This window comes from Parafilimonas sp., assembly GCF_051953455.1.
In the GTDB taxonomy this organism is placed as follows: domain Bacteria; phylum Bacteroidota; class Bacteroidia; order Chitinophagales; family Chitinophagaceae; genus Parafilimonas.
Genome location: NZ_JBQCIT010000039.1, coordinates 21,607 through 32,128 on the forward strand (window position 1 = coordinate 21,607; position 10,522 = coordinate 32,128).

Annotated in this window: 10 protein-coding genes; 6 read left to right on the forward strand and 4 right to left on the reverse strand. The window is 38.0% G+C overall.

What is annotated here, in order from left to right; all coding sequences use genetic code 11:
• Window positions 1-2: 2 nt before the first annotated feature.
• Window positions 3-749: a PPK2 family polyphosphate kinase gene (locus ACTHN6_RS15075; protein ID WP_440436597.1), complete on the reverse strand. Its 747-nt coding sequence runs from the start codon at window positions 747-749 to the stop codon at window positions 3-5.
• 131 nt (window positions 750-880) lie between these two features.
• Between ACTHN6_RS15075 and ACTHN6_RS15080 the strand changes: the two genes are divergently transcribed.
• Window positions 881-1,405, forward strand: a complete 525-nt coding sequence (locus ACTHN6_RS15080) for a L,D-transpeptidase family protein (protein WP_440436598.1) — start codon at window positions 881-883, stop codon at window positions 1,403-1,405.
• Window positions 1,406-1,554: 149 nt separating this feature from the next.
• Here ACTHN6_RS15080 and serS read toward each other — a convergent pair whose 3' ends face one another.
• Complete coding sequence (gene serS, locus ACTHN6_RS15085; protein WP_440436599.1) at window positions 1,555-2,844, reverse strand: serine--tRNA ligase; 1,290 nt, start codon at window positions 2,842-2,844, stop codon at window positions 1,555-1,557.
• 41 nt (window positions 2,845-2,885) lie between these two features.
• Here serS and ACTHN6_RS15090 point away from each other — a divergent pair, with 41 nt between their 5' ends.
• Window positions 2,886-3,230 (forward strand): hypothetical protein, encoded by a 345-nt coding sequence (locus tag ACTHN6_RS15090; RefSeq protein WP_440436600.1) that lies wholly within the window; start codon window positions 2,886-2,888, stop codon window positions 3,228-3,230.
• 9 nt (window positions 3,231-3,239) lie between these two features.
• Window positions 3,240-3,971, forward strand: a complete 732-nt coding sequence (locus ACTHN6_RS15095; RefSeq protein ID WP_440436601.1) for a peptidylprolyl isomerase — start codon at window positions 3,240-3,242, stop codon at window positions 3,969-3,971.
• A gap of 116 nt (window positions 3,972-4,087) precedes the next feature.
• Here the strand turns inward: ACTHN6_RS15095 and ACTHN6_RS15100 are convergent, their stop codons facing one another.
• The gene (locus ACTHN6_RS15100) at window positions 4,088-5,137 is read right to left on the reverse strand and encodes a transglutaminase domain-containing protein (protein ID WP_440436602.1); all 1,050 of its coding nucleotides are present in this window, start codon (window positions 5,135-5,137) and stop codon (window positions 4,088-4,090) included.
• A gap of 290 nt (window positions 5,138-5,427) precedes the next feature.
• Here ACTHN6_RS15100 and hppD point away from each other — a divergent pair, with 290 nt between their 5' ends.
• From hppD to ACTHN6_RS15115, 3 genes are all read left to right on the forward strand, one after another.
• Window positions 5,428-6,555, forward strand: coding sequence for a 4-hydroxyphenylpyruvate dioxygenase (hppD, locus tag ACTHN6_RS15105; protein ID WP_440436603.1), 1,128 nt, complete (start codon window positions 5,428-5,430; stop codon window positions 6,553-6,555).
• A gap of 260 nt (window positions 6,556-6,815) precedes the next feature.
• Window positions 6,816-7,274 carry a CBS domain-containing protein gene (locus ACTHN6_RS15110; RefSeq protein WP_440436604.1) on the forward strand — a complete coding sequence of 153 codons (459 nt, stop codon included), beginning with the start codon at window positions 6,816-6,818 and terminating at the stop codon, window positions 7,272-7,274.
• Window positions 7,275-7,576: 302 nt separating this feature from the next.
• Window positions 7,577-10,105: an outer membrane beta-barrel protein gene (locus ACTHN6_RS15115; protein WP_440436605.1), complete on the forward strand. Its 2,529-nt coding sequence runs from the start codon at window positions 7,577-7,579 to the stop codon at window positions 10,103-10,105.
• Window positions 10,106-10,129: 24 nt separating this feature from the next.
• Here the strand turns inward: ACTHN6_RS15115 and ACTHN6_RS15120 are convergent.
• Window positions 10,130-10,522 (reverse strand): Uma2 family endonuclease (locus ACTHN6_RS15120; RefSeq protein WP_440436606.1); only part of this gene is annotated, 393 nt, incomplete at its 5' end.

Sequence of the window (10,522 nt, forward strand, 5' to 3'; positions counted from 1 at the left end):
CCTTATTTTTTTATACCCGGGTATTGCATGTTTAATTCCTTTAATGCATCTCTCAGGGTTGTGGCAACAAGGTATTCTTTATACCAGTTTTGATCTGATGGAACAATTGTCCATTTAACCTTATTGCAGTGTTTAAAACAGTCTTCATACGCTTTTAAATATTCCTTTCTTAAAGCGGCTTCAATAAAATCATTTTCATTATACTTCCATTGTTTTGTTTTATCCTGAATCCTTTCATCAAGCCGTTTGTGTTGCTCTTCCTGCGAAACATGCAAATAGAATTTAAATATGACGGTATTGTTATGATGAACGAGCAATTCTTCAAAATCGTTAATTGCCTTCATTCTTTTAGATGCCGTATTATCGTCAATCATATTATGCACTCTTGTTACAATTATGTCTTCGTAATGAGAGCGGTTAAAAACCTGTATCATGCCTTTGGCTGGCGCATGCTTATGAATACGCCATAAAAAATCATGCGACAGTTCTTCTGCTGTAGGCACTTTATAAGATTGTACTATTATGCCCTGCGGGTTTACAGAACTGAATACATTTTTTATAAGCCCGTCTTTGCCTGAGGCATCCATTCCCTGCAAAACTATAAGCACAGCATATTTGCCTTGCGCATACAAAACATTCTGCAATTCATCAAGCTCCTCATATATGGCAGGCAATGCTGCCTTTGTTTCTTCTTCATCAAATTTTTCAGGCGCCCTGGTACTTGCTTTATTAAGCTTTAGATCTGCCATATATTTTTTGTTAGCAAACATTTGCAAAGTTTATGAACTTTCCAAATGTTGTATATATAGCGGCAGAAAAAATATATTGACTGCACACTCAAAGAAGCTGTTTGTCGTTATAGTAATGTATGGGTGGGAAAATGAAGAAACTAAAATTGGTTACTGCATTATTACTTGCTTGTTTTCTGTGCACTTCTTTTCATCCTGCACAGATATATGACTCTCCTTATTACATTGTTATACATAAAACGCGGTATGAGTTAAAGGTTTTTGACCGCAAAGGCTGGCTGGTAACTTACCCTGTTGTATTTGGCAGTAACGACATGCGCGATAAACTGTATGAAGGCGACCGAAAAACGCCCGAAGGTAATTTTGCTATTGTTTCAAAAAGAATTCATTCCAAATGGAACAGGATGATGATGCTTGATTATCCCACACCGGCAAGCTATGAAAAATTCAATGCGCGTAAAAATGCAGGCATTGTGCCGGCATCAGCAAAAATTGGTGGTGGAATTGGTATTCATGGCACATGGCCACATGAAGATTTCCAGATTGACCGTTACAGAAACTGGACGGACGGCTGTATAAGCATGCGTAACAGGGACGTAGAAGAACTATACAGGATGGTTCCCGTGGGTACAAAGGTTTTTATCCGGCTTAACTAAGAAGATGAATAAATAAAACATGAATCTTAATGCGTGAATATTTTAAGCTCATAGCAATATTCAACATTAGAAATTAACTGCTTAAAAATTCACACATTTATAAAAAAATCAAATTCTGGAGTTTTCACGTTTAACAATTGCCGTTCCCGTTAATCAATTACTTCATCCCCAAAATATTTCCAAAGCGCTTCCGGTAACTGAATACCATTTTCTGATTGATTATTTTCAAGTAGCGAAGCCATAATTCTTGGCAAGGCCAGGGAACTTCCGTTCAATGTATGCACCAACTGGTTTTTGCCGCTTTCATCTTTAAAACGGCATTTCAGCCTGTTTGATTGATAGCTTTCAAAATTGCTTACACTGCTCACTTCAAGCCAGCGTTGCTGTGCAGCACTGTACACTTCAAAATCGTACGTAAGCGCGCTGGTAAAGCTCATATCACCGCCGCATAATCTCAATATACGGTATGGCAATTTTAATGATTGCAGCAGGCGCTCCACATGGTTCAGCATTTCTTCCAATGCAGCATAACTTTTATCTGCTTCAACTATCTGTACAATTTCAACTTTTTCAAACTGGTGCAGCCGGTTTAAGCCACGCACATCTTTTCCATAACTGCCCGCTTCACGCCTGAAGCAGGGAGAGTAAGCCGTCATTTTCACAGGCAGTTCTTCGGACTTTACAATCGTATCGCGATAAATATTGGTCAAAGGCACTTCAGATGTTGGAATAAGATAAAATTCATCTTCAGTCACAAAATACATCTGGCCTTCCTTATCTGGCAACTGCCCGGTTGCAAAAGCGCTATCTTCATTCACCACAAAAGGCGGAATGATTTCTTTATAACCAGCCGCTGTATTGTAATCTAAAAAATATTGAATAAGGGAACGCTGCAGCTTTGCACCTTTGCCAATATAAACGGGAAACCCACTACCGGTGATTTTGGTGCCGAGATCAAAATCAATGAGCTTGTATTTTTTGGTGAGCTCCCAATGCGGTAAAGCATTTCCGTTCAGCGCTGGCTTTTCAGTTTCACGCACAATTTCATTGTCTTCAGCAGAAACACCTTTGGGCACTTTTTCTGAAGGAAGATTAGGTAATAATACCAATGTGTCTTCCAGCTTTTTTTCTGTTTCGGCTGCCTGTTTTTTTATCGGTTCAAGCGATGCCTTCCAGTTTGTTACATCTGCTTTAAGTTGTTCTGCCTCTTCCTTATTTCCGGATGCCATCAGTTTGCCAATATGCTTGCTCGATGCATTTATTTTGGCCTGTGTGGCATCAAATTCTGCCTGTAATCTTTTACGTTCATCATCCAAAGCAATTATTTCATCAATTAATTCAGGCTGCTTAAAATTCTTTACAGCAAGGCGTTCTTTTACCCATTCTGTTTTCTGGCGCAGCACATTCACCTGTAACATAAAACTTAAAATTTCGGGCAAATATAAACTTTGCATCAACACCCCTGCTACCTTTGCGCGCTATGATTACAGGTGATGATTTACAGCAACGCTGGTGGAATTTAGAAGCAAAACTCGTTGAACGCTTTGGTAAAAAGCCCGACATGGAAGCTATGCTGTTTTTAATAGGTATGCAGGAAACAGGGTTTATAAAACAAAAAATAACAAAGGAGCAAAAGCAGGATTTAATGCATGTGGCTATCTGCACTATTTTAAGCCCAAGCGGTTATTATGAATTTGAAAGAAGGGATGCAGATGGCTGGCCTCATTTCAAACAGTTAAAAGAGCATAAAGCCATGCTTTTGCATGAACAGGAAAATTTTTTAAAGGACCATATTTTATTCTACTTTGAACAACAGGGTTTTTAAATATTATTTATGAGAAAATTGTTATTGACCGCTTTGAGCTTTGCATTTATTACAACTACGATAGCGCAATCTAAGCCGGCCGTAAAAACAGCAACTAAAAAACCGGTAACATCAGCTAAAGCAATACCTGTTTCAAAAGAGAAGCTGGTGGAGATTCAAACAGATTACGGAACAATGGTTGTAAAACTTTCTGATTCCACGCCATTGCACCGCGATAATTTTGTAAAGCTTGTAAAAGAAGGATTTTACGACAGCCTTTTATTTCATCGTGTTATACAAGGCTTCATGATACAGGGCGGCGACCCACAGAGTAAAAATGCAGACAGCGCTGCTATGCTGGGCATGGGAGAAGCACCGGGTGGCGGTCTTATTACCGCGGAATTTAATAATGCCTTATATCATAAAAAGGGCGCTTTGGCAATGGCAAGAACCAACAATCCTGAAAAGGCCAGCAGCAACTGCCAGTTTTATATTGTAGAAGGTAAGCCGAATGATAACAATTTCTTAAACCAGGTTGAATGCGGCATTCGCCAGGGCGGCAATATGGGATTTTATTATAACGATGAGCAGCGTAAAATATATAACACCATCGGCGGCACGCCGTTCCTCGATCAGAATTATACGGTTTTTGGTGAAGTAATTAAAGGTCTTGAAGTGATTGATAAAATTGCCGCAGTTGCAAAAGGCGGTAACGACAGGCCGTTAAAAGATGTACGCATGAAAATGCGTATGCTTAATTAATCCAGGCTACCGGATATTGAAAATAAAAGGGTGTGAGCGACGGATAAGAAACTTTTGGGTTATCACGTTTGAAATAGAAGCAATGCTCAGAGAGTAGAATTATAGATATTTATGTATCACTCCTTAACGATATCCTTAATAATAACCGGGGAATAATTAAACGGTTCCTTTTTTATGTTGAGTTTATACCTGAGCACCACCTCACTGTTATAAATTACCTGCAGCCATTGCGCTTCATCGCTGGTTACAATATAATTTGCTGTTATTTTATTACCGTTTATAGTATAAGGCTTATTCACTCTAAGGCTGGAATCTATTAATGCGATATGCGCTGAATCAACAGAGTTTATGTCAGATAAAAAAAGGGCTTTTCTATCATCCGTTGTTTCTAATGTTACCGTTACAATATCACCTACTGCTGCACGGATAATGCCTTTCGATGGCTGGTAAGAAACGATTCTGTAATTAAAAGCCGGTTGCTTAAAAGGTGAACGGTTAAACTCCGAAAGCGTTGGCGGGTTGTTTAGTAAAGTCCATTTTATATCATCAGGATAGTGATCCTGTATAAAATATTTTGGCGGCGATAAAAAATAGTAGCCATTATATTCCTTCCGAAAAACGGTGCCTGAAAAATTTAAATACCCGCTTGCCCAGGTGGCGTCCAGCAGATACCAGTTACTGTCTATCATCACGGCATTCCATTTATGATTGCAGGCAAACTGGCTGCTGTAGCCTGCCCTTGCATAGCCAGTAATTACAACGCTTTTTATTCCTGAGAAATCACAAAGGCTTTTAAACAAACGGGCATAGCCATCGCACAAAGCATATTTTCTTTTCAACGTTATTCTTGCAACCCTTTCATCAAGCGATTTGTAAACAGAATCGGCATCATAATCAGCTTCCACATTATCATTTGAGTTTTGGGGCAGGTAATGAAAGCTATAACGAATGGTGTTATAAGCAATATTGTCCGTTATCCAGTTAAAGATGGAACGCACTTTGTCCATTTCTGTATTATAGGGCGCTGTAAGTAGGTAGGCTAAAGTATCGGGGGCAGTTATATTGCGGCTGTCTAATTTTTTAAAAGCAATGAAATTAGCGGCACTGTTTTGTGAAAAACAGGTAAAGCCGGTTAAAATAAAACAGAGATTAAACAACAGTTTCATACGCCTCAAGATTCAATGTTCTAAGTTAGAAATCTTTTAGAAACAATAAATGAGATTTTTAAAATGAATAATTCCATAATAATGGAACATTTTAATTAACTCCCGGCGTATTATCCATTCAAAAATATTATTCATCTTTGCAATAACGATGCTTCCGGATTATCCACATAAATGTTTTGCTGATAAGCGCATTAATTATTGTTTATTAATGCAGGAGCTTGCTATGATGGCGGTGTAAGCCCATTTTCTGAATCCTTTCTTTTTCTATTTTTCATTTAAACCTATTTTTTATGAATGCAACTATTGCTACAAAAGCAAACACTGCTGCCATTGATTTTTTACCGCTACAGGGAACTGATTATGTTGAATTTTATGTAGGCAACGCCAAACAGGCGGCACATTTTTATAAAACGGCTTTTGGTTTTCAAAGCCTGGCCTATTCCGGCCCTGAAACCGGCACAAAAGATAAAACCAGTTATGCGTTAAGGCAAAATAAGCTCACGTTTGTATTAACCACGCCTTTGCAAAAAGATTCGCCCATTGCCGCGCATATTCATAAACATGGAGATGGCATAAAAGTATTGGCACTGCAGGTGAGTGATGCACAAGATGCATGGTATCAAACCATCAAACGCGGCGCTGTAAGTTATATGGAGCCTGAAATTTTGAATGATGAAAATGGTGAAGTGATAATGAGCGGCATTCATACCTATGGCGATACGGTGCACCTGTTCATTGAACGAAAAAATTATAATGGCGCTTTTATGCCCGGTTATATTGAATGGAAAACCAAGTATAACCCACCTTCCACAGGATTAAAATATGTTGACCACTGTGTTGGCAATGTGGGCTGGAACCAGATGAATAAATGGGTGAAATTTTATGAAGATGTAATGGGCTTCCGGAATATTTTATCGTTTGATGATGAAGATATTTCAACCGAATATTCTGCATTAATGAGCAAGGTGATGAGCAATGGCAACGGTTTTGTAAAGTTTCCGATCAACGAACCGGCTGAAGGCAAAAAGAAATCCCAGGTGGAGGAATACCTCGAGTTTTATAATGGTGAAGGTGTGCAGCATGTGGCGCTGGCAACCGATAATATTGTTGAAACAGTGAGTGCATTGCAAAGCAGGGGCGTGGAGTTTTTAAAAGTGCCTTCTGTTTATTATGATGATTTGATTGACCGTGTTGGAGAAATTGATGAAGATATCCGGCCTTTAAAAGAATTGGGTATTTTGGTTGACCGTGATGAAGAAGGTTATCTTTTGCAAATATTCACCAAACCCGTTGAAGACAGGCCAACATTATTTTTTGAAATCATTCAGAGAAAAGGTGCAAAGAGTTTTGGCAAAGGCAATTTTAAAGCTTTGTTTGAAGCGATAGAAAGAGAACAGGCAAGGCGGGGAAATTTATAAAGCATGTATAAAACTGCGCCTTTTTTGGAAAAAAAATTATTATTACCTGCACTAATAATGCGGTTAAAGCATATAAAGGTTGATAACCTTATTCAGCATTTGTTTAACCAAACCAGGCCTGTTGCATACGATGCGGGCTTATATAATAAATTTTTGCAGAATATTGAAAAAGTTTTAAATGCAGCCGGTTTTAAATGCAGCAACACTTATATTGCAAGCAGATCGTATTTTACTGCTTATCTTTTAAAATTGAATATATTATGAAGACTGCTCACGAAATAATCTGGCAAAAAAAAGCACCCGATAATTTTATCGATGCAGGTGCTTTGGTAATTGATGCATTAAACGAATTAAACGAGGTAAACCTTAGTTATCTTATAGTAAAAGAGAATGATGATGTAACCGGGATCTTCAGCGAAAGGGATTATGCGAGAAAAGTGGCTTTGCAGGGTAGGTCGAGCCGGGAAACACGAGTGAAAGATGTAATGTCAACAGACTTGCCTGAAGTGCAGGGAAACGATTCTGTTCAGCATTGCATGAATTTATTGGCGGAACATGGCAGGCGCTATATAATAGTGAGGGATAACGGTGAATTTGAAGGCGTTATTACTATACACGATCTTTTAAGGGAAATATTGCTTCATGGCGAAAGGGCGCTTGATGTGCGTGTAACACGCACATTAATTGAAATTAATGAACGTCCTCCAAGGGTTTATTAAGTTATATAATATACTTTGTTTTCGAGCCGGCTTGCCGGCTTTTTTTATTTGTAAAAACTATCTGGCATTCGTTTCTGTTAACGTAAAGTAACCACTATTCAATATTTGATTTTAACACTATTATTGAAATAAATCTTAATGTTTTGTTATGTAAGACAGTATGACCGGTGTGTCTAATGTTCTTGGTTAAATTTGTAGGGTTCGTCCTGCTGTTTAAAGCTTTAAATTCCGGTAGTAGTATAATATTTGTTTGCTTTTACACGGTAATGCTTGTATTCATAATTTAAATGAGGCAATTATTAATGAAACCATTTTTACTTTCACTACAATTTATTTTAATCAGCAGTTTTTTGTTGGCACAAAACACAGGCATTACGCTTACCGGTATTGTTATGGACAGTGCTACTCAAAAGGCATTACCGGGCTCAACTGTTACAATTAGCTTTAAAGGCCAGTCTGGAACAGTTAACAGATCAGATATTTCAAACCTTGACGGAAAATTTATTGTAGAAAACATTGCTTCAAAAAATGAGGTTACACTCCAGGTTACATCAATAGGTTACGCTGCTATTTCAAAAAAAATAAATTTAACAAACTACGTTAAAAATGGCAACGCCATTGATATTGGCCCGCTCAATTTAAGCGTTCAAACAAATACGTTGCAAAGCGTGGTGGTTTCAACGCAGGCTGTGCCCGCCATGAAGTTTGGTATTGACAGCAAGATTTTTAATGTCGAAAAAAATATTGCCGCACAGGGCGGAACGGGTGTTGATGTAATGAAAAATATTCCATCTGTTTCAGTTGATGCAGAGGGTAATGTGCAATTGCGCAACAGTACGCCTCAAATATTTATAGATGGCAGGCCCACTATTTTAACGCTTGATCAGATTGCTGCAGACGATATTGCAAGAGTAGAGTTAATTACCAATCCTTCTGCAAAATATGATGCGTCAAGTTCAGGCGGTATTATCAATATCATACTTAAGAAAAATAAAACCATCGGGCTTAATGGCATTGCCTCTGTGGGTGGTGGTACACCGGGCGTTTTAAATGGTAACCTTAATCTAAATTACAGGGCAAAGAAATTCAACTTTTTTGCAAGTGCCAATTATAACAGGGGTGAAGGCACGGCTACAGAAAAAACATACCGTGAGAATAAAGATAAGGGCCTTATAACAGATTATTTTAACCAGTCAACTGATAACAACAGACTCCGCCAGTTTCATTCTGTAAGGTTTGGCGCTGATTATTTTCTTGATGATAAGACCACCTTATCCTTTATGCAGGGGTTTCATAATGGAAAGTTTGCCAGTGATCAAAAACAAAACCAGGAGTTTTATGATGCAGACAAAGTTTTGGATCATACAGGTGTACGTTTAGCAACGAGCGACGGTAATTTCAATAGAAGCAGCAGCAGGCTAAGCTTTGAACGAAAATTCGATAGCCCTGATAATAAACTTTCTGCAGATATAACGTACAATACAGGCGGAAGAGATAACAGCGATTACATCGTAAATAATTTTTATAATCCTGATGGCAGCGCTTATGCACCCGTAACCCGTGTGCGTAACAGTGGTTTAACGGATGAATACCAGGTGGTGGGCCAGATTGATTACAGCCATAAAATAAACGATAACAAACGTATTGAATTTGGTGTACGGAGCTTTTATAATCATAATAAAAGCAATTTTGCTACATACTCCATAGATCAGGCTGAGAATGAGACAAAGCTTCCTTTAAGTAATAATGTGAAGTATACTGAAAAAGTAAATGCCGGTTATTTTAATTATGCCAATGGATGGAAATCGTTTGTTTACCAGGTGGGTTTGCGTGTTGAGCTTTCGGAACTTGACGGTTCTATGATTGACAGCAATCTCAATTTCGGCTATAAATTTCCTAATGGTTTTAAAGACCTTAATTATGCATTGTTTCCAAGTTTCTTTCTTACAAAGCATATAAGCGAGTCGGAAGATATCCAGTTTAATTATTCAAAGCGAATAAGAAGGCCGCGTTTCTGGGAAGTAAACCCATTTATAGATATTGATGATCCTTTAAATATTTCACAGGGCAATCCTGCTTTAAAACCTGAATACACTAATTCTTTTGAGTTGAATTATTATAAAAGATTTGCCGAAAACAGCGGCAGCTTTCTCGGTGTAATTTATTTTAAGAATAATGTAGGCGATGTTACAGAGTACAGCGATACCATTCCGCAATCACTGTACGAACAATTAAATAATGCGGCTGTTTCTCCTAATGCTATTCTCAGCACTTTTATAAATGCCGGCTATGAAGACCGCTGGGGCGCTGAGCTTACGCTTCAGAAAAACATTACCAAGGCATTAGATTTTACTTTTAATACAAACATGCAATACTCCATTACAAAAGCGAACGTAGGTGATTTAAACCTTAATAACAGCGGGTTTAATTATAACGCCAAACTTATAGGTAATTATAAAATTGTTACGGAGGCAAGCAAGTTGTTTAATAATCTCGGCTTCCAGGTAATTGCTGATTATGATGGCCCGCGGGTAATACCGCAGGGAAGAAATAAAGCGCAGTTTAGCACCGACGTAGCTGTGCGTAAGGAATTCTTTAAGAAAAAGGCCGGTGCCCTTTCATTAAGTGTGAATGATCTTTTCAATACACGTAAGTTCGGAACTATTTATGACACCGATGATTTTTACCAGGATGGCTATCGCCGCTGGAATGTAAGAACAGTAAGGCTTACATTCAGCTACAGGTTTGGTGATTCAGATCTTTTCCGCAAGAAAGACAATAACAACAACAATAATTCTGATTATGAAGCAGCACCGGGCGAAGATTCATAACCAGAATTAAATGGAACGGCCTGGTTAAGCATTATTATATATATCCTTTACAGAAAAGGAAATATCAAGTACAGGTAAATTAATAATACTTTCATTTTTTGTAAAAGTTTCTGTCATCCATTCCCCGCTTTTTGTTTTGAAATAAAAAATGATAACCTGCTGTTCAGGTTCAACGCATAAATAATATTGCAGCGTTGGAATTTTCTGGTATTGAATGAATTTATCCGTTAAATCAAATTTGCGGGTGGATTCAGATAAAACCTCGACAAGTAAAACCGGCTCATTTGTGAAATAGCGGTTTAAATTATTGGTGCAAACAATCACATCCGGATAAAAGAAATTATTATCTGGTGTTCTAACTTTAAAACCCTCAGTCAAAATTTCAAGCCCAGTTTGCTTTAATAATCCTTCAATAAG

Excerpts from the sequence above, each read along its gene's own strand:
- ACTHN6_RS15090 (WP_440436600.1), top strand. The coding sequence starts at position 2,886 with ATGATTACAGGTGATGATTTACAGCAACGCTGGTGGAATTTAGAAGCA.
- ACTHN6_RS15100 (WP_440436602.1), bottom strand. The coding sequence starts at position 5,137 with ATGAAACTGTTGTTTAATCTCTGTTTTATTTTAACCGGCTTTACCTGT.
- ACTHN6_RS15110 (WP_440436604.1), top strand. The coding sequence starts at position 6,816 with ATGAAGACTGCTCACGAAATAATCTGGCAAAAAAAAGCACCCGATAAT.
- ACTHN6_RS15095 (WP_440436601.1), top strand. The coding sequence starts at position 3,240 with ATGAGAAAATTGTTATTGACCGCTTTGAGCTTTGCATTTATTACAACT.
- hppD (WP_440436603.1), top strand. The coding sequence starts at position 5,428 with ATGAATGCAACTATTGCTACAAAAGCAAACACTGCTGCCATTGATTTT.
- ACTHN6_RS15075 (WP_440436597.1), bottom strand. The coding sequence starts at position 749 with ATGGCAGATCTAAAGCTTAATAAAGCAAGTACCAGGGCGCCTGAAAAA.
- ACTHN6_RS15080 (WP_440436598.1), top strand. The coding sequence starts at position 881 with ATGAAGAAACTAAAATTGGTTACTGCATTATTACTTGCTTGTTTTCTG.
- ACTHN6_RS15115 (WP_440436605.1), top strand. The coding sequence starts at position 7,577 with ATGAAACCATTTTTACTTTCACTACAATTTATTTTAATCAGCAGTTTT.